General features: G+C 60.5%; 17 protein-coding genes and 2 pseudogenes. 13 read left to right on the top strand and 6 right to left on the bottom strand.

Translation table 11 applies throughout. From position 1 onward, the window contains the following. Positions 1-17 precede the first annotated feature (17 nt). Together DVS29_RS25250 and DVS29_RS37035 are read right to left on the bottom strand one after the other, a co-directional pair. The gene (locus tag DVS29_RS25250) at positions 18-2,096 is read right to left on the bottom strand and encodes a putative bifunctional diguanylate cyclase/phosphodiesterase (protein ID WP_118183255.1); all 2,079 of its coding nucleotides are present in this window, start codon (positions 2,094-2,096) and stop codon (positions 18-20) included. 178 nt (positions 2,097-2,274) lie between these two features. After that, entirely contained in the window at positions 2,275-2,460 is a 186-nt protein-coding gene (locus tag DVS29_RS37035; protein ID WP_124800716.1) for a hypothetical protein, read from the bottom strand. Between the two features lie 197 nt (positions 2,461-2,657). Here DVS29_RS37035 and zwf point away from each other — a divergent pair, with 197 nt between their 5' ends. Both zwf and DVS29_RS25240 read left to right on the top strand, forming a co-directional pair. After that, entirely contained in the window at positions 2,658-4,133 is a 1,476-nt protein-coding gene (zwf, locus tag DVS29_RS25245) for a glucose-6-phosphate dehydrogenase (protein WP_118183254.1), read from the top strand. A 73-nt stretch (positions 4,134-4,206) separates the two neighbouring features. Further along, on the top strand, positions 4,207-4,434 hold the full coding sequence (locus DVS29_RS25240) for a hypothetical protein (protein WP_118183253.1): 228 nt from the start codon (positions 4,207-4,209) through the stop codon (positions 4,432-4,434). A 20-nt stretch (positions 4,435-4,454) separates the two neighbouring features. Here DVS29_RS25240 and DVS29_RS25235 read toward each other — a convergent pair whose 3' ends face one another. From DVS29_RS25235 to DVS29_RS25225, 3 genes are read right to left on the bottom strand one after another with little or no spacing between them, the layout of a single operon-like run. Beyond that, a complete protein-coding gene (locus DVS29_RS25235; protein WP_118183252.1) occupies positions 4,455-4,934 on the bottom strand; it encodes a DUF488 domain-containing protein in 480 nt (159 codons plus the stop codon). Between the two features lie 28 nt (positions 4,935-4,962). Next, positions 4,963-5,268 carry a helix-turn-helix domain-containing protein gene (locus tag DVS29_RS25230; RefSeq protein ID WP_118183251.1) on the bottom strand — a complete coding sequence of 102 codons (306 nt, stop codon included), beginning with the start codon at positions 5,266-5,268 and terminating at the stop codon, positions 4,963-4,965. Positions 5,269-5,287: 19 nt separating this feature from the next. Next, on the bottom strand, positions 5,288-6,553 hold the full coding sequence (locus DVS29_RS25225) for a type II toxin-antitoxin system HipA family toxin (protein ID WP_118183250.1): 1,266 nt from the start codon (positions 6,551-6,553) through the stop codon (positions 5,288-5,290). 566 nt (positions 6,554-7,119) lie between these two features. On the opposite strand from DVS29_RS25225, the gene DVS29_RS25220 reads away from it, so the two are divergent. The 6 genes and pseudogenes from DVS29_RS25220 (at position 7,120) to DVS29_RS37965 (ending at position 12,370) form a co-directional block, all read left to right on the top strand. Further along, a complete protein-coding gene (locus DVS29_RS25220) occupies positions 7,120-8,622 on the top strand; it encodes a Fic family protein (RefSeq protein ID WP_205962515.1) in 1,503 nt (500 codons plus the stop codon). A 541-nt stretch (positions 8,623-9,163) separates the two neighbouring features. Continuing rightward, a complete protein-coding gene (locus tag DVS29_RS25215) occupies positions 9,164-9,607 on the top strand; it encodes a hypothetical protein (RefSeq protein ID WP_118183249.1) in 444 nt (147 codons plus the stop codon). Positions 9,608-9,776: 169 nt separating this feature from the next. Then, positions 9,777-9,992: pseudogene (locus DVS29_RS25210) on the top strand (recombinase family protein); the annotation flags it as partial. A gap of 191 nt (positions 9,993-10,183) precedes the next feature. Beyond that, a pseudogene (locus tag DVS29_RS25205) lies at positions 10,184-10,786 on the top strand (IS21 family transposase); the annotation flags it as partial. Between the two features lie 807 nt (positions 10,787-11,593). Beyond that, positions 11,594-11,893 (top strand): hypothetical protein, encoded by a 300-nt coding sequence (locus DVS29_RS37970; RefSeq protein ID WP_240655791.1) that lies wholly within the window; start codon positions 11,594-11,596, stop codon positions 11,891-11,893. Positions 11,894-12,079: 186 nt separating this feature from the next. After that, complete coding sequence (locus DVS29_RS37965) at positions 12,080-12,370, top strand: hypothetical protein (RefSeq protein WP_240655790.1); 291 nt, start codon at positions 12,080-12,082, stop codon at positions 12,368-12,370. 8 nt (positions 12,371-12,378) lie between these two features. On the opposite strand, the gene DVS29_RS25195 is transcribed toward DVS29_RS37965, so the two are convergent. Then, positions 12,379-13,149, bottom strand: a complete 771-nt coding sequence (locus tag DVS29_RS25195) for a hypothetical protein (protein WP_118183248.1) — start codon at positions 13,147-13,149, stop codon at positions 12,379-12,381. Positions 13,150-13,396: 247 nt separating this feature from the next. On the opposite strand from DVS29_RS25195, the gene DVS29_RS25190 reads away from it, so the two are divergent. From DVS29_RS25190 to DVS29_RS25170, 5 genes are all read left to right on the top strand, one after another. Further along, positions 13,397-13,684 carry a DUF6471 domain-containing protein gene (locus DVS29_RS25190; protein WP_118183247.1) on the top strand — a complete coding sequence of 96 codons (288 nt, stop codon included), beginning with the start codon at positions 13,397-13,399 and terminating at the stop codon, positions 13,682-13,684. Positions 13,685-14,117: 433 nt separating this feature from the next. Continuing rightward, entirely contained in the window at positions 14,118-14,318 is a 201-nt protein-coding gene (locus DVS29_RS37030; RefSeq protein WP_124800715.1) for a hypothetical protein, read from the top strand. Position 14,319: 1 nt separating this feature from the next. Further along, on the top strand, positions 14,320-15,981 hold the full coding sequence (locus tag DVS29_RS25185) for a restriction endonuclease subunit S (protein WP_118183246.1): 1,662 nt from the start codon (positions 14,320-14,322) through the stop codon (positions 15,979-15,981). 480 nt (positions 15,982-16,461) lie between these two features. After that, positions 16,462-19,803, top strand: a complete 3,342-nt coding sequence (locus DVS29_RS25175) for an STY4851/ECs_5259 family protein (RefSeq protein WP_164707986.1) — start codon at positions 16,462-16,464, stop codon at positions 19,801-19,803. A gap of 8 nt (positions 19,804-19,811) precedes the next feature. Then, entirely contained in the window at positions 19,812-26,063 is a 6,252-nt protein-coding gene (locus tag DVS29_RS25170) for a DEAD/DEAH box helicase (protein WP_118183244.1), read from the top strand. The last annotated feature ends 430 nt before the right edge of the window (positions 26,064-26,493 follow it).

Genomic DNA, 26,493 nt, shown 5'->3' with positions numbered 1-26,493 from the left:
GTTGCGGCAGCTTGCCGTCAGGTCTGGTGCACGGCCTGATGCCCGGCGGCTTCGACGAAGCTGTCGGCGTTCATTGGCCGGCCGAGCAGGAAGCCTTGCAATGAGTTGCAGCCGAGCTTCGTCAGGAACTCCTGCTGCTCGCGCGTTTCGACGCCTTCCGCGACGATCTTCAGATTGAGCGTCTGGCCGAGCGCGACGATCGCCGACACGATCGCGGCATCTTCGGAATCGCGCGCCAGCTCGCGCACGAAACCGCGGTCGATCTTCAGCTCGGTGGCCGGCAGACGCTTCAGATACAGCAGGCTCGAATAGCCGGTGCCGAAGTCGTCGATCGAAATCTTGACGCCCATCCCGCTCAACCGTTCGAGCGTCGCCAGGCTCGCCTCGACGTCGCGCATCGCGGTGGACTCCGTAATCTCGAGCGTCAGATAGCGCGGCTCCAGCTTGTGGCGCGCGAGCGTCTCCCGCACCGTGTCCACGAGTCCGGCATGCCCGAACTGCAGCGACGACAGGTTCACCGAGATGGTCCAGTCACGGTGCCCGGCATCTCGCCACGACTTCATCTGGCGGCACGCCTCGTCGAGCACCCAGTCGCCGATCGGCACGATGAGACCGGTCTTCTCCGCGAGCGGAATGAAATCGTTCGGCGGCACGAGGCCGCGCGTGGGGTGCTGCCAGCGCAGCAGCGCCTCGGCGCCGAGCACCGGGCCGCGCGGCGCGCAGAATTTCGGCTGGTAGTGCAGCACCAGCTCCTTGCGCACGAGCGCCTTGCGCAGGTCCTGCAGCAGCTGCAGCTGGTCGTGCACGTTCTGATGCATCGACGTTTCGAAGTAGCAGAACGTGTTGCGTCCCGAGGCCTTCGCGTAATACATCGCCGCGTCCGCATTCGACAGCAGCTCGTGATGATGGTGGCCATCGCCCGGATACATCGCGATACCAATGCTGCCCGACACGCGCAGCTCATGGCCAGCGGCGTGCACCGGCGCTTCGATGCCGCGCAGCACGTGCGCGGCAAGCCCGGCCGCATCCGATGGGTCCTTGATCTGCGCGATCAGCACGAACTCGTCGCCGCCGACGCGCGCGACGGTGTCCTGTCCGCGCACCGAATCGCGGATGCGCTGCGCGATATCGACGAGCAGCAGGTCGCCGATGTGATGGCCGTAAGCGTCGTTGACCGCCTTGAAGCCGTCGAGGTCCATGAACATCAGCGCGAAGGAGCCGCCTTCGCGATCCGCCGTCTTGATCGCCTGGTTCAGGCGGTCTTCGAGCAGCACGCGGTTCGGCAGCTTCGTCAGATTGTCGTGCAGCGCGAGGTACGTCAGTTCCTGATTGGCCTGCGCGAGCGACACCGCGAGCACCGACGTGCGCGATTCGAGCCGCAGATCGAGGATCGACGTGATCAGCGCGATCGACAGCACCGCGATCGTCACGACGATGATCACGAACGCGAGCCAGACGTTGCTCACGCCGTGATGTGCCGCGCCGCACACGCTGCCGAGCGGGAATTGCGCGGCGAACATGCCGGTGTAGTGCATGCCGACGATGGCCGCGCCCATCACCACGGCGGCGCCCATCCGGAGCTTGCGGGTGTGCTCGCCGTCGCGGCGCAGCTGGAATGCGATCCACAGTGCCGCGCCGGAAGCAACGACCGCGATCAGCACCGATGCCGCGAACAGCATCGGGTCGTAGCTGATGCCCGGCGACATGCGCATCGCGGCCATGCCGGTGTAGTGCATGCTCGCGACGCCCGCGCCCATCACTACCGCGCCGAGCGCGAGGCGGGTCCACGGTAGCGTCTTCTGACACACCATCCAGAGCGCGAACGCGGACAGCGCGATCGCGATCAACAGCGACAGCGTGGTGATCTTCGGATCGTAGCCGAGCGGAATCGGCAGGTCGAACGCGAGCATGCCGATGAAGTGCATCGACCAGATGCCGATGCCCATCGCGCCGGCACCGCCCGCGAGCCACCAGTGCACCGCCTTGCCGGTTGCCGTCGTGATGCGGCCAGCCAGGTCGAGCGCCGTGTACGACGCCAGCACGGCGACGATGAACGAGAAAACGACCAGCGAAGAGTTATAGCTCCCGACCAGCATGGGTTGGTGTCCTGAGTGTGGCGAACGGTCATGCGAATCCCGCCGACGACCGGCGACTCGCGTTTGCCAGATGGTTCGATAGGGCGATCCACGATGTTCGTGATATCGACCGATGTGGATCGGACTTTAGTAGTCTTTTAAGAGCCGGCGAAAATTCGACGCGAATGAAGTTGCCTCGTCATTCTGCGGTTCGCTTTTTGCCGGTATTTACAGGAGCGCGATTCAAAGCGGCGGGAAAGCCCGCCGCCAGGCGGGTCCGCGTGGTCGGACCCTGGTTGAACAATAAAAGCGTTGCAAAGGCTTCGAGCAAGCCGGATTTAACGATTCGCAAATTGCGGAAAGCCAGCAAAATCACTGCACGCATCGTGCTTTAAATCCCGTGTCGCATTGTTTAAGAAAGCAGATTACGGCTCTGTGTCCGATATTTGTCAGGCGGCCAGTGCGACGACGTTGCGCCGCGTCACACCGCGTGCAAAGAGTGCGGAAACAATGCACCATGAGCGTTTTCCGAGGCTTGCGTTTCGAGCCTGCCCCTTCACCCTTCCGCACACCGACCGCACCATGACGACCCAGCCTACTTCCGCTGCGCAGGACCTTCCTGTCGACATGATCATCTTCGGCGGCGGCGGCGATCTGTCCGCCCGCAAGCTCCTGCCCGCGCTCTACATGGCGCACCTGCACTGCAACCTGCCGCCCAGCACGCGGATCATCACGGTCGGCCGCAAGGACTGGTCGCGCGAGCAGTTCCTCGCGTTCATGGAAGAGCAGTCGCGTCCGTTCGTCGATGCCAAGGCGTTCGACGCACAGGCGTGGGACAGGTACCTGTCGCTGTTCGACTACGTGCGGATCGACGTGAATTCGGCGAGCGACTATCAGCGGCTCGTCGAGGCGTCGCGGCCAGGCGTGTTGCGCGTGTTCTATCTGTCCACGTCGCCGGAGCTGTTCACGACGATCTGCGACAACCTGTCTTCGGCGGGTCTCGTCGATGCGGATTCGCGCGTCGTGCTCGAGAAGCCGCTCGGTCACGACCTCGCGTCGGCGCGCGCGATCAACGAAGATGTCGGCCGCTTCTTCAGCGAGCCGCAAATCTACCGGATCGACCACTACCTCGGCAAGGAAACCGTGCAGAACCTGATGGTGCTGCGCTTCGGCAACGCGATCTTCGGGCCGTTGTGGCAGGCGCCGTACATCAAGAGCGTGCAGATCACGGTGGCGGAGACGGTGGGTGTGGGCAGCCGCGCGGGCTTCTACGACCACACCGGCGCGCTGCGCGACATGGTGCAGAACCACCTGCTGCAGCTGCTGTGCATCGTCGCGATGGAGCCGCCCGTGTCGCTCGATCCGGACGCGGTGCGCGACGAAAAGCTGAAGGTGCTGCGCTCGCTGCGACCGATGACCGTCGCCGACATCGCGCGCGACACGGTGCGCGGCCAGTATTCGGCGGGCGCGGTGGGCGGCGAGCCGGTGAAGGGCTATCTGCAGGAAGACAACGTGCCGGAGAGCAGCCGCACGGAAACCTTCGTCGCGCTGCGTGCGCATATCAACAACTGGCGCTGGGCCAACGTGCCGTTCTTCCTGCGCACGGGCAAGCGTCTGCAGAAGCGGCAATCGGAGATCGTGATCGATTTCGCCGATCTGCCGTTCTCGATCATCCCGAGCGGTCCGCGCGCGTATGGCAACCGGCTGATCATCCAGCTGCAGCCGGAAGAATCGATCCAGCTGCAGATGCTCGCGAAGGAACCGGGCAGCGGCATGCGGATGCTGCCGGTGAACCTGAACCTGGATCTGCAGCAGGCGATGACCGGTCGCCGTGCCGAAGCGTACGAACGTCTGCTGATCGACGTGATCCGCGGCCGGCTCACGCACTTCATGCGGCGCGACGAACTGGAAGCGGCGTGGGCGTGGGTCGAACCGATCATCGACGGCTGGAAGGAGCTGGGCGATGCTCCGCGCTCGTACACCGCGGGCACGTATGGGCCGGCCGCTTCGTCCGCGCTGATGGCGCGGGAGAACATGAACTGGGCGGAAGAGAATTGATGGCCGCGTGATGGCTCTTTTTCTTCGAAGTTGTCGAGTTGTCGGTTAGCGCGACGCCGGATGCGGGTGGCTGATGGAGCGGTATAAAAACCTCAGCGGCCGATCCGGCGTCGTCGCATTTGAAGTGTCCGCGGACGCGATTGCGGTGAAGTTCATCGATGGCGGCGTGTACGTGTACACGTATGCCGAGCCCGGCGAGCAGCATGTGGAAGCGATGAAGGCACTTGCTCTTAAGGGACGAGGACTGGCGACTTATATCAACCGGTTTGTGCGGGACAGGTTTGCGGAGAGGCGGGATTGAGGGCGTCTGGCTCTCGCTGTTTAATCTTCGAAGGGTAGCCGCAGTGAGGTCGGGGGCTGCGGGGCCAACGCCCGGATGTGTTCGACGCGCGCCCCGCTGCGCTCGTGCACCGCGTTCGCGACCATCGAACGGTGGCAGTCGTTGTAGTCGGCCTCGTAGCAAAGCAATGCGCAGGTCGAGGTCTCTGCGAGCGCGCAGAGTTCGGCGATAGTTTCGCCCTGCTTTCCCAGGTGGGTCAGGTAGCGCTCTGTGTAGCGCTGCCAGTCGTGATCTTCATGGTGGCCATCGCGGATCGGCTTCGGACATCCCAGCTTGACCATATGCACATAGCTGAGGCCCCGCATTGCGAGCAGACCGGCCAGCGGCTTCTTCGAAAAGCCCGGTTTGCGCGACCACGGCATCTCGCGAACGTCCACCACCGTCTCCACGCCGTGCTCGATGAGCAGCGACAGGAAACGCTCGGTGTCGAGGCCTTCGTAGCCGATGGTGAAGAGGGTCATGTGCTTCGTCGCGGTTGCGTGTCGAATTTCAGACCGAGCCAGGCGGTGCCGGTTCTCGCTTTCTCATCGAAACGAACCCGACCTGCAGACCAAAGAGCTTGGCGATGCTGTTAAGCGAGTCGACGGTTGGATTGCCCGTGCCACGCTCGATGTCCTGGATCACGCGGCGGCTGACGCCGCGGTGCGCGGCGAATTGCGCCTGAGTTAGACCCGTCATCTCGCGCATCGCTTTCATGGCCTCGGGGATAGTCATGTCACCGCGGCCGATCCGATCGTAGAACGCGCGGCGCATCGCGTTCTGTTCGTCGCGGGTGGGTGGGGTCCGACGGGGCATGTTGAGCCTCTTTTGACGGTTAGCGTGCCTTCAGCTGGCGAGCCTGCGTATCGACGGACTGCGTCAGGAACTCGATGATGTCGTGATCGACGTCCTGCTCTTCCATCGTCTCAGGCAGGCGTTCGATCTGACAGGCGAACCGCTTCAATTCCGTGGCGAGTGTCTCGCGCTCGTCGTCGGGAACTGGCAGCGCCGCGAGCACATCGGACCAGTCTGTCAGTTCGACCCGGGTGTCGGGCCGATACCACCTCAGTGCACGAGGAATCGACCCGGGGTCGAGGTACATCGGTGCGAAGTCGAACAACGGGGTGAGCTGGGCCTTGCCGCCCTCGGTCAGTTGCACGGCCGTGTTACGCGCGTGATTGTCCGTGTTGCGCATCGCCAGATTGAGGACGTCCCGCTTGATGAATTCGAGCGTCTCAGCCGCCGGATCGGTCACGACTTTGCGGATTCCAGCGACGACCTCGAAGAGGCTCGGACGCAGATCGAAGCCGGCCAGCCCCAGGATGGATGCCATGCTCTCCTGATGGAGGCGCCCGACTTTCCCGTCGCGCGCGATCCTGTCGAAGCGCGGCACGAGCAGCACATCGCCGTGCAGGGTCGGCAAATCGTGATGCGTGCGGATCCCGAGTGCGGCGGCTACCCGCATGTACGCCGCTTCGTTGCGAAGGACCTTTTCATCGGCCGGGCTATTGCCGCGCGGCAGCTTCGCGATGAAGTGCTGGGTCGCGTCGACATCGGGTAGCACGGCGTCGCCGTGCAGCAGACCCGCGCGGTCCCGGGTTAGCAGGTATTTGGGCGCCGCCCCCTGAACCGCCGTGGTGCCGGTGCCCAGCATTCCATGCAGGAACATCCGCTCCTTGAACTCTTCACTGCGCAGGACGATGCCGTCGATCATCAGGCCGGGCAGGCCACGCGCAGCTGGATGCCGCGCGATATGCGCGTCGAGGTAGTCGACGGCCTCCGCAACCCGGATTCGGCCCACCGGATTGAGGGCGCCCGCACAGATCAGCGGAAAGTCGGCATCAGCGCCATCCGGCAGTTGCAGCTCGCCGAGCAGGAAACGCCGACCGGCTCCCTGCGGGACCAGGTCATAGAGAAAGGCAGGTATGGCGCGCGTCTCGCGGATCCCCAGGTCCACGCGCTCGGCCAGTGACAGCGGGACGTTCGTGCGATCAACGGCGTACGTCACCGGGTAATTCCACTGGCAAAGACCGCCGTTGAACTCGATCTGCGCGCAGTCGATCCAGCGGTCATCCACGAAGATTTGCAGGGTGCAATCCATGAGGTGACTCCGATGCGCCTCATAAATGTAGCATATTGAACTCAGCGAGCAGTTATACGCTTCTTATAAGAGGCTTTTAGAGTGAGCCGTTGTTGGCTGGTTGTGCAGCGGAACCCGTAAGGTGAGATTTCTCGCCAGCGTGATAAGGCGCTCCGAGGAACGAGATGCATCCTGTGAGATGTTGAGAGATATCGGATGAGATTTCTGGCCATTTGCATCGTCGCTGGCCTTACAGAGGTCGGCGTCTCACTTAAAAATCCCGGGTTATGGTTCCCCCCTACATAGGCTTGCCATCACATATGGAAGCAGGCATAGCGCTAAAAATTTCGACTCAACGCGACAAAAACTGCCGTTTTTGCGAGCCTACGCGACAAAATCCCGAGCCGAGAGTGGCTATCTGTGACTCTACGCGACATGCGCGCTCTCCCACGGGTGCACGAAAATCTGTCCCTTATATGAGATTCTGTGAGCCTGCGCGACAAATTTGACGATTTCTGCGACTCTACACGACAAAATCCCACCTCAAGGCGATAAAATGTGAATCTACGCGACAACCCAGCACCTTCATGACTGCGACCCTAGAGCCCGTAACCAAAGATGTCATCTTCATGGCCGGCCTCTCAACGGCGGAGAGGCGGCGCGTGCAGCGCCTCGCTGCGGCTGGCGCGCTCACGAATGTGTTTAAGGGCGTGTATATCAAGAGCGAAGGCGGGGATGCCGAAGTGGAGAGGCGGATTCGCACGCATTGGATGGCTATCGGCGGTGTGCTCATGCCTGGCGGTGTCGTCTCGCACGTGAGCGCCCTCCGGGGCATGGCCCAAGAAAACGTCTGGACCGTGTCGCATCCGACACTCGTCCGTCGAAAGCTCAAGTTACCAGGCCTTGCGTTCCAGGTCGTCGAAGGGCCGGGGCCGTTACCTGGAGACATGACGCTGGGGCAAACAGGGCTGCACTGGGCGAGTCAGCCACGTATCCTGCTTGAGAACCTGGGTCACAAAGCGGCGCGCCGTGCGGGCGCTCAGGAAGTTGAAGATTGGCTCATCAAACATCTGAATGCGTCTGGGGAGCAGTTTCTCAACGATATTCGGGACAAGGCGGCCTCACTGGCCGAACGACTTGGCATGCAAGCGCAACTTGAGACGCTGCGCGGCATGATTGGCGAACTCCTCGGCACACACGACAAGGGTGAGCTGAAAACGCACGATGGCATCCTCATCGCCAAGGGCAAGTCCGTCGACCGAGGCCGTATTGAGCGTTTTGGACTTCTCGCGAGCTATCTGCGAACCGCTGCTGTACCGCGCGTTGAAGAAACGGTGCCCGTCGGCACGGCGCGGCACAATCGCGCCTTCGTAGAGTCGTATTTTTCGAACTACGTCGAGGGGACAAAATTCGCCATTGAGGATGCGCGCGACATTGTCATGCACCAGAAAGTGATGTCCACCCGCCCGAAGGACTCCCACGACATCCTCGGTGTGTACCAGCTGGCGGTCGAAGCGCCATACCGACACAGCCCGCCTGTGTCCGGCGAAGAGTTCCTGCCGGCGCTGCAGGAGTGGCACGCACGCATGCTGCAGGCCCGGCCGGAGGCGAACCCCGGGGGGCTGAAGACAGAAGTCAACTACGCCGGGACGACCCAGTTCGTGAACCCCGGGCAGGTTCGCGGAACGTTTGAAGAGGGCTCGCGCCTGGCCATGAGTGTCCCTGAAGGCATTGCGCGGGCGATTTTCTACCTGTTCTTGGTAGCAGAGATTCATCCGTTCGTTGACGGAAACGGTCGGGTTTCACGCCTGGTGATGAACGCGGAACTCTCGCGAACCGGGCTGCACCGCATTATTGTGCCAACCCTCTTTCATCCGCAGTTCGTCGATTGCCTGCGTAAGCTCACCCGCGAGAACGAGCCTGCGGACTACGCGCGCAGTCTTGCAAAAATGGCGCGCTGGTGCGCACAGTTCGACTACACGAATCTGGACGGCGTCATTGCGAACCTGAAGAAAACGAATGCGATGGAAGAATCACTAACCAAGTTTCAGTTACTCAACATCGACGGCTCACGCATCCTTCCTGAATGAGGAAAGGCGGGAAAAAGAAAAACGCTACCGGGCCGGAGCCAGTAGCGTCCGATACCTCTCAACATCTCACAGGATGCATCTCGTTCCTTGGAGCGCCTTGTCACGCAAGGCGAGAAATCTCACCTTACGGGCTCAGCTACACCCATTGTAGCGGCACTCAAAACGTGAGATTTTTGGGCCCGTCAGTCAAGGCTCTGCGGACTGTGCGACGCATCGGATGAGATTTGGGGAATCATCGCGTGAGATTTTTTTGCATGCAGCTGAACCGGCATGAAAACGGGGTACCTTCCTGGCGAAGCTCTCCCATCGCCATCACCCATGGGGCCGTCGTGAGCGACCCATCACGATGCACGTCGGCGGTCAAGAAGTGTCCAAGTTTCTGAGACTGGCCTACTCACGCGCCAGGCAGACAGCGATGGCTGTTTAACGAAGCAGCTACCGAGTTAAACCCCTCTATTCCGTCTCGGGCCCGCCGTTTCCGTGGCTGGTCGAGGCGTCCGTGTCCGCGTCTGCCCGTCGCAACCCGACCTGGAGGGCACTCATGAAATCCCCCCGCCTCTGTCTCGCCTGTGGCAACGCGTTCGTGCCGCTGCTGCATGTTCCTCGTCAGCGTTACTGCTCGTCGGAAGCGTGCCAGCGCGCTCGTCGACGCGACTGGCAGAACCATCGGCTCCGTATCGACCGCGACTATCGCGACAACCAGGCCCGTGCCCAGGCGAGATGGCGCGCAGGCCACGCCGACTATTGGCGCGAATATCGAGCTGCACATCCGGCGTACCGCGAGCGCAACAGCAGCATGCAGCGGATGCGCAATGCACGACGGAGTTTCAAGCCTATTGCAAAGATGGATGTCATCGAACTCCCCCGGCCGCTGGGCTCTGGCTTCTACGTGCTGCGTCATGCGGAGGATGCCAGCGCTGCAAAGATGGACGCGTGGACCGTTCACATCGCCGTGCTGTCTGCGCCGCCAGCGCTGCCCATGTGATTGCAAAGAGATGACGTGATACACATTGGCGTTTGGCCTGCTATGTTTGCCTTGTCACCGTTCGCTTTCAAACGCCACCGCCTGATGTGAAGTCGCGGCGTTCGTATTTTGGGGCTCCCCTTGCGCTCGGTGCCTGCCGCGTGTCTGTGTCTGAGTTGCGGAGCGGAGCATGTCAATCAATAGCGCGGGTCCAGCAGTCGTCGCCAGCTCCATGGCAGGACGGGCAGCTGAGTACGTCCGCATGTCGACCGAACACCAGCAGTACTCGACCGAGAACCAGCGCGACCGAATCCGGGACTACGCGACCCGCCGCGGATTCGAAATCGTCCGCACATATGCCGATGAGGGTAAAAGCGGTCTTCGAATCGACGGTCGCCGGGCACTCCATGCGTATTTCGGACCAACGTGACCGGCCGTTTCGGGATCGTGACCGACGATTTCGGCAACGTGACCGGACATTTCGGGAACGTGACCGAACGGACCGGAAGGCAGGAATGGCGTTGCGCATGACATCAACCACGCGGGCTATGCTCGCCGGCTTTGGCCGGAGAGAACATGCCTGCGCACCGGATGAACATGCGCATGATCAAGGACGTTTTACGACTTAAATTCGACGGCGGCTTCTCGCACGATCGGATCGCCGCGTCACTGGGCATTTCCAAGGGCGTGGTCACGAAGTACATCGGACTGGCCGGTGCCGCCGGGCTGGACTGGGCGAGCGCCTGTGACATGGACGAAGGCGAACTCGAGCGGCGGCTTCTCGGCAAGCCCACGGGGCCAGCCGGCTACGCCCAGCCCGACTACGGACGCATCCACCAGGAGCTGCGTCGCAAGGGCATGACGCTGACGTTGCTGTGGGAGGAGTACCAGGCCGAGTTCGCGGACCGGCAGACCTACCGCTATACGCAGTTCTGCGAGCACTACAAGGCGTTCACGAAACGCCTGAAGCGCTCGATGCGTCAGATTCACCGCGCCGGCGAGAAGCTGTTTGTCGACTTCGCCGGCCCCACGTTGCCGCTGACGACTGGACGCCGCGCGCACATCTTCGTGGCGGCCATGGGCGCGTCGAGCTACACATTCGCGTGTGCGACGCCGGCCGAAACGATGGAGGACTGGCTGGGCGGCATCGCGCGTGCGCTGACCTTCTATGGCGGCGTGCCGCAGCTGATCGTGCCGGATTTTGTTGCCGGCAACAAAATCCGGCACATGAAGTTGCGTACTGTCGCCGTACTTGCCCAGCAGGTACGACATGGCTTCGCCGTTGTACCTGAATCCGCGCTCGACCGAGATTCCGGTCTTGGCGCTCAACGCGCACATCTTGTGCTCGAACAGCGCAGCCATCCATCGTTGGCGCGGCGGCGGCAGAGTGATGGGTTGTCCCATTTCTTCGGTCTGGTAACGCAGGCGCTCAAGCGGAGTCTTTCCTTTGACCGAATCGACGAGCAGTTCGTCCCAGCGCAGCCGGTCGAGCGGACTGTTGACCCATTCCTTATAGAGCCACCCCACAACCCACTTCTCGAGTTCTTGAACGCTCATCAACTCGTCGCCCAGCGCCTCGGGGTCGCGCTTGCCATCCTTTCCTTCAAAGCGCGTGCAGCCCGGGAGAAGCTCCAACGCTTCCTTGAGCGACCTGTTCAGGCGTTCGATGAATGGTTTGCCTTGCGCTTCCTTTGCTTTGCAGTGCTTGACATCCATTCCTAACCGTTCCAGACGTACAATTCGGCCGCCCTTGGTTTCCGGGCCATTATCAAAAATGACCTGTCCAGGCGTGCCATAAACGTTCAGCGCGTTAGCAATACCAAATTCCGCGAAGCGGGCTGCCTTAGCAGGCGTCAGATACATCTCGAGGCACGACAGCGAATCCATCTCTCGCGGCGGACGGAGGACGAGGTGCCATCCCACCGGATATCCGGTGCAGACGTCAATTGCGAGCACAAGATAGATGGTCCGGGCGGTGCCTTCGGGTGCGGTGACGACGAACGGCAGATGCAAAGCGTCCTGCTCGATTCGGGCGAATGGGAATGCTGCCCGGATGCGCTTTTTCGCGAACGATTTGCCGGCGACCCGTTTAAGTGGGTCCATCCGGTCATATTCGGCATCGACGGTGACCGCAGCAATCCTGGCGCACACGAACTTGCGGCTGATAGTGTGCTCGGCAACATGCAAGCCGAGCTCACGAGCCTGACGGTTGACGTATTTCGTGACCTTAAGGACCGTCCACCTGGATTCTGTGACCAGGAAATGGTTCTGGATGACTTCGTCGACGAATTCGATGAGGTCCTTTGAATATCTGGCTGCGACATTGCCTTTATTTTTGTCCCCCCTGAGAACCGGCAGGCCGAGCAGTTGATTCTTGTGCGCCCGGTACAGGGTTGCGCGCGAGGGAAACGGACAGACCAGCAGTTGACCCGCTCGCTCCTTTGGATAGGCATCGCGGGCTAGAGGAATGGCGGCGTCAAACGAAACGCCGCGTTGCTCACGGATTTCATCAATGCGTCGCAGGACATAGGTCAGCAGACGGAGCTGCTCGTGCAGTGCCGGATTGTTGTATTGGGCGGCAATACTGACACGCGGCATCCCCTTTCGATGCAGGACCAGACTGCCCTCCGAAATCCGGGCGCAGATGTCGGCGTATTCGACATAGCGGTCCGCACGTTTCTCAGCGTCGAAGAGATGGATGGTGCCCGCATGCAGGCGGGCGTCCAGAACCTCGAAGCAGCTGTCCGTTTTGCCGGGCAGCGCCAGCTTGTCTCCGGCGCGTAGGTCGGACATCATGGCCGCAACTCCTCAATCAGGCAGAGGTGGCTCAGGTCACCATATGCGGCCGACAGTGGCAGAGTCGCGCAGATGAGCTGATGCGCGAGGTCCGCCTGCAGCACACCGCCAGCCAAAAGTGGAGGAATCAGGCCCGTCGGAATCTGGAGGTCGGCGCACAGCGCGCGCTGCAACACCGGGCCCGATTCGCAGTAGCGGTCAACCCGGTCAATGATGTCCGGCGTCAGGTATTCGGGGACACGCGCCAGCGCCGGCTTCAGCAGTTGCGCATTGACGACGACCGGGTGCCGTTCATTCGCAGGCACGATTAGCGTGGATAGCGGATAGCAGTAGGCCTCCATGATTTCCCGGGCCCGCTCGACCTTGGCCCAATACCGTCCATCGCCCTCGAAGCCTTCGAGCTTGACCTCGTATGCGCGCTGCAGACCGTCGGCCTGAACGGTGGCGAAGTCGGGCGTGTACTCCGCCTCGCCGGCGCGACCACCACGCGCCTTGCGCGCTTCGGACAGCTCCTCGCGTGTGAACAGCAGTCGCTCACCGACCAGGTCGACTGTGAACGGTTGCTGCCTGAAAGAGCGCACGCGTGGGTCAATGCACAGCATGTGCGCGACGAGGCGTTCCGCGTCCGATTCGACAGTGATGTGGCCGTCAGCCTTTTCGGCATAGGTGCCGATGCGGGCCTTGCCATACGTACGGGCCGTCGGCCGGACGCCGGCGTTCGCCGCACTCCGGCGACTACGGACGCCATAGGTCGGTGCGATTCTCATTTCGCGCCTCCGCCCGGAGTCCGCAGCCGGCTGTACATCTGGCTGGTCGTCGAGAGTACAGTTGCGGCCCGTCGGGCCGGCAAACTGGGTTGTAAAGCTATTGTCAGCATTCTGTCCTCGCAAAAAAGTGGCTTGCTAAGGACGTGTAGGAATGCTGGTTTGGAGTCGGTCGTATACGACCGAAAATAGCCGTGAGAAAATCCCGGCAACAGAAAAACAGAGGCCCGAACAAGGTCGAGGGGGAACGATGGAAAAACCGCCGCACAAGCAAGGTCGGCTGACGGCTGGGCCCTACGGGCAGTGGGAAGAAGAGGCGAAGAGGCTGATAGAGGAAGAGATGATGCGGCGCGGCATCCGCTACAAACAGCTTTCGCGGATGCTGGAGCAGCTCGGCATCTACGAGTCGCCCGACCAGCTCAACCGCAAAATTAATCGCAAGCGGTTCTCGGCGGCCTTCCTCATTGCCTGCCTGCGTGTCATGGGCGCGGAGACCATCGCGCTCCACCAGTTCAAACAGGGACAGTACATTGAATAGGCGACTGACTATCCACGTCGCAAAATTCGCTCGCAGCCAGACCTGTTTCATCGCCAGCCCCCAACCATACCCTCTCATAAAATGGGGGCCTGACCTAGCGGGCGGTCAACGCGACGAATAAAGGCTCATTCCTGGTACTGCGCGCCGGCATTGCACCGGCTTGGGTTTACCAACGTAGGCAATGCTGAAGGAATTTTCAAGCGAGCTTAGATTCCATCGGTTGAGCGGGCGACCAACGCGTTACCACCTTCGAGCCTTTGGAAAGCAGAGAAACGCTCGTCGCTTCAGTCCGCGCTGCGGGGCGACCTCACGCGCGCAATCGCTGGTGGCATCTGTGGTCTGAGTTTCCACTTCCCGAGCATGCAAATGACGCTTGCGGCCAACGAAGAAATCATGTCATGATTTCTTCGTCAAATCTTGAAATCCGGAAACCATGAAAAATCTGACACGAGCAGAAGAGTCCATCGGGCGCAAGTCACGCCAGTCCCGGCGGTCGATTTTCGTTGCTATCGCTACGGCACTGGCGGTACATCCCCTGAACTTGCCGCCCGTGAAGCTCGATTTTCACGTGACGTTGGATACCCGGCCGTACGCGGAAGGGTCGTTCAAAAGCTCGCAGATGGTGCGCAACTGAGATGAATCGTCCTTTGAGTCCGACCGCTGTATTCCGGGACTTCGTGGGGGCCCTTCGCGACCATGGCGTTCCCGATGCATATGAAGCTGCGTTGTCAATGCTCACTGAAACGCACAGGGGCGATTTGCTCAGGTCAAGTACGTTGCCCATCTCTCATGCAGAGTTGCAGGCGATACGAGAACAGGCGGCGCCGCAACTCACCGAAATTCTTGATTGGATTTCGGTTTCGGACACAGCTAGACGTCGGGGGGAGACATCGCTTACGCCGGATATTGCGCAGCTCCTGACTGACCTTGTCATAGAGGCAGCGCATCCGCGCGCCGTCGTCCTGCAGGACCCTCTTTGCCTTGCGGCATCTCGATTGAACAGCGCTGGCGTCTCGGTCGAGCAGTATTGCTCTGGGTCCGACATTCCGGCGCTGTGCGCCGAAATCACCCGCGCTGCCTCCTGGACCGTCGTCGGAGGGGCTCAGGACGTGGTGAGCGTTAAGTCCAATGGATTTTTGCCGATTGAGCGGGTTTCGAAGGCGCAAGCTAATAACGATGTCGCGATAGCTACGTTTCCTCTTGTCCCTGGCGTTTCGGGAGGTGCGCATGCAAAGCAGCTTCCATATGCCGCCAGCGAAGAACTTCGTGCGCTTATTTCGGCCGTTGGTTCGAGTATTCGACGGCTAATAGCACTTGTACCGAGCTCTATGCTCTACCGCACTGGAAAGGCGGCTGATTTTCGGAATGAACTTCTCAACTCGGGTCGTTTGGAAGCGGTACTTGAGCTTCCCAGTGGCGTGACGCCGCTTGCAACCCACCAGTATTCTCTGCTGATTCTCCGACTCTCAGGAGCGCCAGCTGCCGACGCATCTGTGTTCGTTATGGCTTTGCCTGAACGTCCAACTGTTGCCACAAGGGGACGAGGCCGGAAAATTGAGGTCGAGTCGAGCCGCACTCTTGCTCGCTGCATATTCGATGGCATAGACGACCGCGTCGCGGATAGCCACACAAGTCGCACACTAACGCGCGAAGCAATCATGCGCAGTGGCTCGCTCCTCCCGCGCATGCTGCTTACAGCTTCCCTGTCAGCGGAAGAAGCTGCCGTTAGCGGAGTTCGACTCCGTGAACTCGTGGATATTTTTCGCCCCTCGTCGATGCTCGTGGACTCGCGAGGCGTGGGCGCGAGCCTGACCACCGAAAGCATAGGCCGCGCGTTCCCGTACGTTCGCTTTGTCGAAACAACGCAAGACGATACTCGCGAAACAGAACAAGCTAGGATATCTGACACAACTGCCGAGCTCCAGCCCGGCGACATAGTCATGGTGGCGAAAGGGGCCGTCGGTGCAATGGGGCTTGTCGAGACATACGCTGGTCGTATATTCGTGCCGAACTCCTGCCTGGTATTGCGTCCGAAATCGGTGAATTACTCGGAAGCGCTGTACCTCTTTTTCAAAAGCCGCATCGGAGCAGAGCGTCTTCGACAAATCGTCACTGGAAGTACGGTCCGTAACATCCGACTCTCGGACCTCGGCGAACTTATCGTTCCGCTTCCTTCAGAGCGCGCTTGCGTCGTGGCCAAAGATGCACTTCGAGTCATCAATGATAGGACGCTTGAAATCCAGCGCTTGGAAGAAGAACGTGCCCGGATTTTTGCCGATGCAATTGCGGCGACTTAAACATATATACCCACAGCCGTTCCTATGCTGACAGGTTCATTCATTCAAATCGCATAAATCAGCTCGGACCCAGGCCTTGTTCCTCCGCCTGCGCTCGAGCCGAGAGGGCACGCGATGGGCCTCGACCTAAACAAGTGGAATCGGGCTGCCGTTATACAGTGGCTGGGGCCTTGGGCTATCAAGGAATTTCACGCCCAACAGGCGCTGCCCCTGTACCCGTGCAGTATGTAGCCGCAACGCGTACAGCAGATGCCGGTGTGCCGCTGGCGAGACGCGCCGTAAACTATTCCGAATGAAGTTCTTGGATACTCCGATTCCGCAAGCATTTGCCGCCATCGAGCATCGCAATATACTTGCTGCATTCGGGGAATCGACCGCACCGTAACGTGCAAAACACTGTTCGCGATATCAGAGAAAGACCACAACCATATATTTGGTTTACACAACAACAAAATCAAGAGGCAACGAAGGGGCGAAGGCATGTCGCAGTTACCAAGAGCGGTGTCGCCCATTCGGGCGTGGCTGGCGGAATTTCTGTTCATTCGGGACATTTTCAGGGAGCCACCCGGCTTGCCGTTATACCGCTACCAGGTCACGCCTGGCGAGTATCGCGAGCTTGAACAAATCCTGCGCGACCACCGGTTGCATGCCGTGCACCCAACGTACGGCCTTTCGTGGGCAGCAGCATTTTGCCTCTTTGTGGCTGAAAGTTTCCGGCGTGAGTACGACGCGAAAGACGGCGGATGGGCGTGGGCTCGTTTCGAAAACCGTCTGAGCTGCAGGTTCACGCCCCAGCAGCACGGCGAACTGGTACGACAGGGGCTCAGCCAGTACTGGAAGCGCCCGATTCGACAATATCTGGATGGCAGGGATAACCTCCTCGGCTCACTGTTCACGGAGGGCGGACTACCGTGGCCGCTGGTGCAAAGCGAGTCCCATGGTTTCGGCCGCGTCGTTCGAAAGGGCCTCAAGTACTATTACCGGGCGGAAGGTGGACTCCGCACGACAGCCGATGTGCTGGCTGACTTCGAGCACGAGCTTCCGCAGACCTTCCGCACCCTTGAGACGCGGCAGCTGCTCGCCGGTATCGTCGAGCAGCTGATGTTTCTGGCCACGCAGTATGAGCTCCGGGGAAAAGCCGACCCCGCGCAATATCTGGACGAGGTCGCGCCGCACTGGTGGCGTGACTTTCCGCTGCCTCTGGACGAGGATAACGCACGCCGCCTGATTAGCGAGTGGCTCCGCGACGCGAGCCGTCGCCGGGCGGAACGCGAGGCTGAACGCGCAGAGGCTGGCACATTCTCGTGCGCACACCGCCTGGTCGAGCAGCCGCATGGCTGGCGTATCCGCACCGAGGTGACGATTCCGCGCGAGGCACAGTTTCCCGTCGACTCCCTTGTCGCTAATACGACACGCTTTGAACTAGCCTTTTTCGAGGGCGAACGGCTCCTCGCGAGAGCCGGCACCGCGTATGGCCACCAAAGCATTGACCAGTCCGCCCTGTCGGTACTCTTCCTTCGCACCCAGCTTTCAATTGACCGGTCGCGGCCGTATGACGAGCTCACGCTCCGGCTGCTCGCAAACGGCAGGTCCGCCTACACCGTCCGCTTTGACCAAGGCGCGCTCGAAGAGCAAGAACTTCCCCTCGTCTTCGAATGCAGGGGCGATGAATGGTGGTTCGTAGCCAGCGCGTCGTGTACAACCGCAAGCGGCCGCGTTCGCGTACACCTTCCGGAACGATTCAGTTATTCGTGTGATGGCGCGGTCAGCGTCCAGAAGAGCGCAGACAGCACACTCTGGCTTGAAACATCCGATAACCTCCAGCTCACTTCAGACACGGGCGACCGTTACACAATCCGGCTGAGAACGAGCCCGGAGCGAAACGGCCAGCCGGTCCTGAAGGGAAACATGGCGTATTTTGTGTCGGTTCCGCAGGTGGTGTACCTAGGCTGGCCTCGGCTGGATGCCTCTGTGGATGCAGCGGAATCCCGGGCGCGAATCCAGGAGGTTGCAAATCGCCAGCCGCTCACGCGCATGAATGGCGGTGAACCGCTGGGTGGTATCCGTTATATCGCAAGAAATGCACTTGGCGAGGTTCTGCTCCAGCGACGCTTTGGTGTGGTTCCCGCCGGTTTCGCGATTCAGGCTTTCCCCGCCTCACCCAGCAAACCCGCCCGCCTTGTGTTGAAGAACGCGCGGCCGCTCGACGTGCAGGTTATTGACAGCGCAGTCAAAAGCCGTGTGGAGGTCGGCGACCAGGACACCATCATCACGCTCGAATCATTGGGCAATGACCCACCGTCATTCCTGACACTTGAAGCGAAAGGTCGCACAAGTTCCGGAAGCGACCCGATTCAGTTCAGGCTGGCGTATCCCTACCAGGGCGCCCGGCTACTGGCTTCCGATGGCGCAGCAATTTCTCGGCGCAACTTTACGCTTGCAGAACTTCTGGGCCTTCGCGTTGCACTGGCCACTTCGGCGTCGAATGGTACCGAATTCTGCCTGCGCCTCGAACTGGCGACCCGGGAAGGTCGATGTGCTCGCCACTATTTTGTCAAGGCGGGCAACACGCCAGTGCTGCTCAGCCTCTTCAGCTATCAGGCTGACATGCAACAGATGCTCGGTGCGGTCGACGACCAGGATGCCTGTCTGCGCGTCACGGTGGAGACGAATCAACCGCTCCTGCGCTTCGACGTCCGGCGCTATAACGGCGCCGTTCGATGGGAAGACAAGGACGCGTTCAGCCTGATGAACCCGTCTGGTGGCCCGCTGCATACGGAGGTGGCCGTCGAGGCGATGCTCCTCACCGACCCGAAACAGGGGCGCGTCGAAATACCAGAAATGAGCAGTGAAGGAGCAGGTACCGGACGGTTCCGGGCACCACTATCGATGCGCCGCGACGGACCGTGGCTCGTCTATCCCGCCACTGGTTCATCAACGCAGTTCCGCCCCGTACTCTACGTACCTGAAGAGCTGTCCGGCACCGACATACCAGCTGAAATCCGCTCACTCCACACCGCCGCGCGCGTTTTTCATCCCGTAAGACAGCCAGATGTCATCAATCGGCAGATTGCTGATATGGCAACGGACCTGGACCACAGCGGCTGGCAGTATCTCGCCGACCTCCGGCAGCACTACCGTCATCTTCCCCTCTCCGTGTTCGAATCCTGGCTGGCGCTGTCACGCAACCCGTCAGCACTCGCAACGGCTGTATTCCGGCTTGAATTCGACGAAGCGTTCTGCGAACGCATCCGTGATGAGCTCGCGGTGATATGGGAATGCATCCCGCTGCCGGGTTGGGCAACCGCCTATGCCCGGTTTCGCGAATGGCTCGTTCGGCAGGGTGTTCCCGAAGTTCTGCTGGATAGCTTGCTCAGGAATCGCCGGGCCATGCTTCCTGCCGTCGTGTCGGGTTTCAAGGAAGTCGGCAACTATCTGGAAACCGCTGACCCGACCAGCCTCCCCAGGCTTCCCGTTGAACGTATCCTGCCGGACTGGTACCAGCAATTGCGCAGAACTCACGAGGGCAACAACCGCTGGCCAGTTGACCTGGGTTTCCTGCTCAAGGAATGGATAAGGAAGCAGCCGCTGCCAAGCCAGATAACCAACATGTCAATGGTGGAATATACAGACGCCGTGACCTACCTGCCGATATTCATGGCCTATGTTACGGCTGGGATGGCACATATCGAAGAGCTCAAGGAGAGGCGGTCCTATGTGAAGTTCGCCATCAAGATGGTGTCCGACTTTGACCGCAGTAGCTGGTATACCCCGGTTCACGGAATGATGGTCTCCTATCTACTCGCATCGGCACGGGCCTGAGGAAGCGAATGAAGTACTTTACCAACCTGATTGAACAAAGTCTGAGCCGTACCCGGGAGGCCACGCTGAGCGTTCTTGGTATCAACGACGAGAATCTGCGACGCCATCTTGGTATCCAGATGAACAGCGAACTTGGCTCCGACGGGTGTTTTCTGGCACCACCCGTTTTCGAACACACCTTTGGATGGCAGGAAGCCGAGGAGACGACGCTGAATGACCTGCGGGGCAATCTGTTGTCGGCAAGTCTGCTCGATACGCTCCATACCGCAGAGGGAACCTACCGCTTCGCAGCGAACGCTCGTCCTTACGTGCATCAGTTGAAGGCATGGGAAACGCTTCTGGAACCCACTCCAAAATCCGCAGTTATCACGAGCGGGACGGGCTCCGGAAAGACAGAGTGCTTCATGGTGCCCATACTCGAGGACCTGGTCCGTGAACGCGCCAACACAGGGCAGTCACTCGTTGGCGTGCGTGCGCTTTTCCTCTACCCATTGAACGCCCTTATCAATTCGCAGCGCGAACGCCTCCACGCCTGGACGCGGCCATTCGGCTCGGACATCCGCTTTTGCCTGTATAACGGCAAAACCGTGGAAAGTGCTGGTGAAGTGCGCAAGCTGCAGCATGAAAGGCCCAACGAAGTCTTATCACGGGAGGAACTGCGCAGACAGCCGGCGCCCATGCTGATGACCAACGCGACCATGCTTGAATACATGCTGGTCCGGCAGGTCGACGCCCCGATTCTCGAGCTGTCACGACAACAGCAGTCCCTGCGCTGGATAGTTCTGGATGAGGCACACACCTATGTTGGCTCCCAGGCGGCCGAACTCGCGCTGCTGTTGCGACGCGTGGTTCAGGCGTTCGGAAAACGCCCAGAAGAAATCCGCTTCGTTGCGACATCGGCCACCATTGCCGACAGCAATGCAAATGAACGGCTTCAGCAGTATCTCGCAAGTCTGGCCGGGGTGCGGCCGGAACAGGTAGTCGTGGTGGGGGGCTCACGCAAGGTACCAGACGTCGTGTGCGCCGGGACACCCGACCCGCGAAGCTATGAAGCGGCATGCTCAGTTGACGCCGGCCAGGAAATATCAGAGGCCCGCTTTTCCGTACTCGCCCATCATCCGCTGGCCAGCATGCTTCGCCACGGTATTGTAAGCAAAGGACGCCCGCTTGACCTGAACGAGCTCGTTGAAATCGCTGGCAATCGGCTGACGGGCGAGACTCTCGCTGGGCGGCAACAGGAGGTGCTGGCGTGGCTCGACCTGATGAGTGGGACACGGCGTGCGGCCGACGAGCCACCGTTCATCAAGCTGCGCATTCATCTCTTCCAGCGCATGCAGCACGGGCTGTGGGCCTGCGTCGACGCCCGTTGCAGCGCCAAACCGGTGGGGCTTGAAGCGTGGCCATTTGGCAATGTCTATGTCACGCAACGCTCTCGCTGTGAGTGTCATGCGCCGGTGTATGAACTCGCCTTCTGTGACGAATGCAAGACCCCGCACCTGCTCGCCGAGGACCAGGCCGGGCAACTGCGACAACGCAGTCCCTATGCAAGCGATGAATTCTCGCTCAGCTACGAAAGCCCGGCCGAAGACGAGCCAGATACCGAGCTGTCGTCCAGCCCTTCGAACCGGCAGTCCGTTGAGAAGTTTGTCATCGCGCCGGCTGAGACGCAACAGGAACCCTATTTCCCGCTGCAGGTCGACCTCTCGACGCTCAACGTGGGCGCGCTCCCGTCATCAGACACAAGAGAGCTTGTCGTTGCGCCGGAGTCTCTGGCGACCTGCAGCCGGTGTGAAACAAGCTTCACCGGCTCGCCCGGGCCGCTTCGCAAGGCCTATCTCGGTGCACCGTTCTATGTGGCGAACGCGGTGCCCACGGTCCTCGAATTCTGCCCTGACCCGATGCCGGAAGACTCTGAGGGAAAATCACCGGAGGAACTTCCCGGGCGAGGCCGCAAGCTCATTACGTTCACCGATAGCCGACAGGGGACCGCCCGCATGGCGGTGCGGATGCAACAGGAAGCCGAACGCTCCCGGCTTCGCGGACTTGTCTTCGAAATACTCCGTAACGCCCAGGCAAAGCTTGATGCCAAACCCAAGGATATTCCCACGGTCGGCTACGACGAGCTCATTGAACTGGCAAAGAGTCTTCAGAAATCGGGGATGAACGACGCCGCCGCGCAGGTGTTGCGGAAGGCGGAGGAGGCCAGTTCGGGGCTGACCACAAGCGAGACCAGCGAAATGTCCTGGTCCGACATGGTCACGGAGCTGGCAACCTCAAGAGATATCTCCCTATCGATTCGGGATTACAACAAGTACGCGAATCCTGAACTCTTCGAGGGACATGAAGGTGCCATTCCGATGGCCCGTCTGCTGCTTGCCCGCGAATACGCGCGGCGCCCCAAGAACCAGAACAGCACGGAGACGTTAGGCCTGGTCCGCGTGGGCTACCGGGGTCTCGACGGCATCACATCGGCTCCCGCGTCGTGGCTTGACCGAAAGGCTGCTGCCCTCCCGGGCGAGACCGGTTCCGGCAATCTGACGCTCCAGGACTGGCGGGATTTTCTCAAGGTAGCACTCGACTTTCACGTTCGCGAAAATACGTTCATCCGCCTCGACCCCACGATGCAGCGATGGATGGGAGCACGGTTCACCTCGAAGGTCCTCATGCCATCAAAGCGGGAAGCCGCGGAGAGCGCCACGTTCAAGAAGTGGCCGCAGTTCAGGCAAGGCCGGGGGCATCGACTCGTTAAATTGCTCGAACAGGGGGGCAATCTTGACCGGAGCCGCCCCGAGGACCAGGACATCATCAACCATCTTCTCGAGCAGGCCTGGAACGCCCTGGTGGGCGCGACGATACTCGAGCAGTTTGAGGGGGGCTACGCACTCAACCTCAACACCTTGACGTTCTCGCTGCCCACCGTCGCCTGGGTGTGTCCGCTCACTCACCGCATGTTCGATACGGTATTTCGCGCGCTTACGCCCTATATGCCAGACCGTTTTCGTGAGGGAGATTACCGGTGCCGGAAGGTGCAGCTACCCACTTTCTCGCTGCTGTCCCCGGGGGGCGACGCCGAGGCTGCGCGGGTGCAGGTTCGCCGGCTCGTCGCGGACAATCCACACGTCCAGCAGTTAAGGTCACAGAATCTCTGGACCGACCTGTGCGACCGGACTGCGGAGGGTGGATTCTATTACCGCACCGCCGAGCACTCGGCGCAGCAGTCTTCGACCCGCCTGGAAACCTATGAGGACATGTTCAAGCGCGGCAAAATCAACGTGCTGAACTGCTCGACGACAATGGAAATGGGTGTCGATATCGGTGGTATCTCAGCCGTGGCGATGAACAATGTCCCTCCGCATCCGGCCAACTACCTGCAGCGCGCAGGACGCGCCGGACGCCGCAGCGAAGCCCGTTCAATTGCTTACACCCTGTGTAAGGCCGACCCGCACAACCAGCGGGCGTTCCGGGAACCAAAGTGGCCGTTCATCACGGCCATTCCCGCGCCCGGCATCACGCTCAGTTCGGAGCGAATCGTACAGCGGCACGTCAACGCGGCGCTGCTCGGCCGGTTCCTGCGAACACTGGGCAATACCGGAACGGACCGGACGAAACTCACGTTGAACTGGTTCTTTGGTGGTGACGAGTCCGCCTGCACACGCTTCATCGACTGGATGCAAGGCAACCCCGAGGGTCTGGACCAAAGCATCGCTGATATCACTCGTGGCACCAGCCTGGCAGCACGCGCACTGACCACTCTCATTGACAATGCTGTCGCGAGCCTGCTGCCAATCGAGTCCCGGTGGCGCTCCGAGCATCACAAGCTGGTTGAGCTCCTGGCCTGCGCCGTGGATGAACCATACCGGAAAGCGCTCGGGTTCGAGCTTAAGCGGCATGAGGACGAGTACCTGCTGCGTGACCTCGCGGCGCGAGCCTTCCTGCCCGGTTACGGTTTTCCGACCGACGTCGTGAACCTGAATACCTACAACGTTGAGGATTTCAAGGAGCGCAGCCGGCAACGCGAGGAAAGGAGTCGCGAAGATAACATCTTCACGTCCAAGGAGCAGCCCACTCGCGGGCTGAGCATCGCGATTCGTGAATACGCGCCGGGCGCACAAATCGTGATTGACGGCCGGGTGTATCGCTCTGCGGGCATAGGACTGCACTGGCACTCCGGCGGCGCTAGACATGAGGCGCAGAAATTCGACATCGCCTGGCGATGCCGTCATTGCGGAACGGCCGGAATCACCGAAAACGCGTACTCGAATAGCGACAACATTCGCTGCACACGATGCGACCACCCGGTTCCCGTGACCGAACGGAAGCTCATCCTGCGTCCGTCAGGTTTTGTTACGGACTTCTATGAGTCCACGACAAACGACATCAGTACACAGAAGTTCATCAGGGTGGCACCACCCCGAATCCAGCTCGACGGGGAAATGCTGGCGCTACCGGACAGCCGCTGCGGGTACCTTCACTTTGGCCACAATGGCAGCGTCTTTTATCACTCGTCTGGCGAGCATGAAAGCGGATATGCCGTATGTCTTGCCTGTGGTCGCGCGGAATCCATGACGCACGACGGCGAAATTCCCCCGTCGCTCCGGCCGGACAAATCCCATCGCCCGGTCGGCGGAGCAACTGGCAGCCAGCGGGACAGGACCTGCTCAGGCGCAGCAGTGAAGCCCAACATTCACCTCGGCTATCACACCGCGACCGACGTCCTCGAGCTCGTCCTGAGGAGCCCGACGACCGGCGAGTGGCTCGGCGACTCCCCGGAGGAAGCTATCGTCGCAACCACCCTGGCCGTAGCTATGCGTGACTCCATTGCGGACGAGATTGGCGTCGCGAGCACCGAGATGGGGTTCGGAACCCGGCTCGACAGGGATACGGCAACCGGAAAAGTCAGGACGGTCATCCAGCTTTTCGACCAGGTCAGCGGGGGTGCCGGATTTGTACTGGCGGCATTGCCGCAGGTTATAAAACTGCTTGCTCAGGCTGCCCGCAAGCTGGACTGTCCGCAGGAATGTGAAAACGTCTGTTCTTCGTGTCTTGCAAGCCGCGACAGCCGTGTTGAACAGGAGGAACTGGACAGGCATGCCTCAAAGCGATGGCTCGACGACAACGAATTCCTGCACCACCTTGAGTTACCGGGCCAGTTTCAGAACATTCCCGGCGCAACCTACTGTTCGTTCAGTCCCGAACGTTTCATTCGCGAAAGCATTAACAGAGGGGCAACGGGAATCCAGCTGATGCTGAACGGCGACCCGAGGGAGTGGGACCTTGACCATCCATCGTTCCGCGACAGGGTCCTGACCTGGAAAGTTAAGGACTCGCTCGACGTCTGCCTTGTCGTGCCAGCGGTCAAGGACCTCAACGCGGAGAACCGGCGCAGCCTGAACTTCCTGGGAAAACTCGGTGTGCGTGTATGTCAGCATGATGCCGCAGCTGATGCGTTTGGCGTTACGGCCGTCGCGCAGGTTTGTCGTGGTGAAACTGCGCGGACACTTTTTGCGGGTGAAGCGGCGGCGGGCCTTCCGGGGGAAAACTGGCTAGGCACGAGCGATAGCAGCATCTGGGTGTCCACCGGCCAGGTCAGTACCTTTGCGCTCACACCAATTGACGTTACTGGCTGGGATGTCCGTGAATCAGGCGTAACGGTTCTCGAGGTTGTGACGGAACTCAACGGACCGGTGGCATCTTTGGCAGCGCGACTGCGCGGGCTAATCAGCGAAAAGATACCTGCACTTGCGAACCTGATGGCACACGACCACGCAATCGAGGTGAGTTATAGCGACCGGTATCTCAAATCGCCGTGGTCGCTCATGCTGGTGAGCGGCTTCCTTTCAATATTCAAGAGTAGCGAACTCCGGCGTCTGGAAATAGCAACCCTCCGCCCTCAGGCCACCCAGGTGAGCAACCATATCAAGCATGACTGGAGTCGTCCGGAAGACATGCGCGAATTGATGAAGGCCTGGCTGCAGACCATGGTTTCTGTCGAACCTCAAGTCACAATGGTCGATAGGCCCTATGATTTGCAGCATAGCCGCGTAGTCTCCGTGTCCTGGGCCTCAGGCAGGAAGACAAAACTGATTCTGGACCAGGGTGTTGGCTACTGGCAGCCGAAGACGGCATATCGGGACCAGACATACTTCGATTTCAACGAGAGCCTTGAGGCGCAAGGCAGCCGTATGGTGGAACAGTACAAGCTTGCTAACATGGTCAATGGCGGTACGTGGCCGACATTCCTGTCGATTGTCATGGAATAGCAACCATTCAAGTGAACCGCTGTAACTCCCCAATGTGGCCGTCTCTAAGCAAAAGCTCGGTGCCGAATATCTTCCAGCACTTGCACAATCTGGGTTACTTGCGCGAGGGGAAACACACCCAGCTGCCCTTGCGCATTCACGTCGGTAAACGTTGACTCGAAGAGGCGACGGGGTTGCCGAAACTGGTTCCCGGCGGCGATTCGCTGCTTGGGGCCAGCGGCCCAGGTGTCCGCTAAGGTGACGGGGGCCTTCGCGCTCGCCCGCACCTCGCACCAGAGCACATCCGGCTGGGCCCTACAAAAGGGGGGCCCGTCTCATCGTCCGCGCCCACGTCGTAAGCGCGAATTTGACCGCACCTAGAATCGGAAGCTGAACGAGCGCAGGCTTGCGTCCGCAACTACAACTTGCGGACGCAACCGATGACACAGAA

The organism is Paraburkholderia phosphatilytica (genome assembly GCF_003443895.1).
Lineage (GTDB): Bacteria > Pseudomonadota > Gammaproteobacteria > Burkholderiales > Burkholderiaceae > Paraburkholderia > Paraburkholderia phosphatilytica.
The sequence above is the reverse complement of the archived record's forward strand: the minus strand, read 5'-3'. Positions and strand labels throughout refer to the sequence as shown.

Bases quoted from the DNA above. Each gene is read 5' to 3' on its own strand.
- DVS29_RS25190 (WP_118183247.1), top strand. From the start codon at position 13,397: ATGGAAAAACCGCCGCACAAGCAAGGTCGGCTGACGGCTGGGCCCTAC.
- DVS29_RS25240 (WP_118183253.1), top strand. From the start codon at position 4,207: ATGGAGCGGTATAAAAACCTCAGCGGCCGATCCGGCGTCGTCGCATTT.
- DVS29_RS25225 (WP_118183250.1), bottom strand. From the start codon at position 6,553: ATGGATTGCACCCTGCAAATCTTCGTGGATGACCGCTGGATCGACTGC.
- DVS29_RS25235 (WP_118183252.1), bottom strand. From the start codon at position 4,934: ATGACCCTCTTCACCATCGGCTACGAAGGCCTCGACACCGAGCGTTTC.
- DVS29_RS25250 (WP_118183255.1), bottom strand. From the start codon at position 2,096: ATGCTGGTCGGGAGCTATAACTCTTCGCTGGTCGTTTTCTCGTTCATC.
- DVS29_RS25170 (WP_118183244.1), top strand. From the start codon at position 19,812: ATGAAGTACTTTACCAACCTGATTGAACAAAGTCTGAGCCGTACCCGG.
- DVS29_RS37035 (WP_124800716.1), bottom strand. From the start codon at position 2,460: ATGCGTGCAGTGATTTTGCTGGCTTTCCGCAATTTGCGAATCGTTAAA.
- zwf (WP_118183254.1), top strand. From the start codon at position 2,658: ATGACGACCCAGCCTACTTCCGCTGCGCAGGACCTTCCTGTCGACATG.
- DVS29_RS25230 (WP_118183251.1), bottom strand. From the start codon at position 5,268: ATGCCCCGTCGGACCCCACCCACCCGCGACGAACAGAACGCGATGCGC.
- DVS29_RS25195 (WP_118183248.1), bottom strand. From the start codon at position 13,149: ATGAGAATCGCACCGACCTATGGCGTCCGTAGTCGCCGGAGTGCGGCG.
- DVS29_RS25220 (WP_205962515.1), top strand. From the start codon at position 7,120: ATGACTGCGACCCTAGAGCCCGTAACCAAAGATGTCATCTTCATGGCC.
- DVS29_RS25175 (WP_164707986.1), top strand. From the start codon at position 16,462: ATGTCGCAGTTACCAAGAGCGGTGTCGCCCATTCGGGCGTGGCTGGCG.
- DVS29_RS25215 (WP_118183249.1), top strand. From the start codon at position 9,164: ATGAAATCCCCCCGCCTCTGTCTCGCCTGTGGCAACGCGTTCGTGCCG.
- DVS29_RS25185 (WP_118183246.1), top strand. From the start codon at position 14,320: ATGAATCGTCCTTTGAGTCCGACCGCTGTATTCCGGGACTTCGTGGGG.
- DVS29_RS37970 (WP_240655791.1), top strand. From the start codon at position 11,594: ATGCAAAGCGTCCTGCTCGATTCGGGCGAATGGGAATGCTGCCCGGAT.
- DVS29_RS37030 (WP_124800715.1), top strand. From the start codon at position 14,118: ATGAAAAATCTGACACGAGCAGAAGAGTCCATCGGGCGCAAGTCACGC.